This is a genomic window from Neoluteolibacter marinus (assembly GCF_014904755.1).
Lineage (GTDB): Bacteria > Verrucomicrobiota > Verrucomicrobiia > Verrucomicrobiales > Akkermansiaceae > Haloferula > Haloferula marina.
The window spans coordinates 1-276 of the sequence record NZ_JACZFQ010000142.1 but is presented as its reverse complement, the minus strand read 5'-3'; the positions used below and the strand labels follow the sequence as shown (position 1 = coordinate 276).

1 protein-coding gene is annotated in these 276 nt (G+C 67.0%); it reads left to right on the top strand.

The genetic code is table 11. From position 1 onward, the window contains the following. The coding region (locus IG178_RS24190) for a VOC family protein (RefSeq protein WP_226895736.1) at positions 1–188 on the top strand (188 nt) is incomplete at its 5' end. Positions 189–276 lie beyond the last annotated feature (88 nt).

Here is a 276-nt window from a genome sequence, read left to right as displayed (position 1 = left end):
GTCGTCAGCGCTTCATCGTCAACGGCGAGGGGCCGGGCCTGGAGATGTTCGAGATCTCCGGTGAGCAGCGCGAAGCCGCGGGGCTGACCGACTTCGGGCTGAACCACATCTCCCTGTACTGCGACGACCTCGAGGGTTCCCGCGACCGACTGGTCGCCGCGGGCGACGAAGCGCTGTCGGAGATCTAAGGCAACAGCCGCCACGAGGACACCCCGGGCAACGACAGCGTCTACGTGAAGGCCCGTGGGGAATGCCCATCGAGCTGCAGACCCTCCC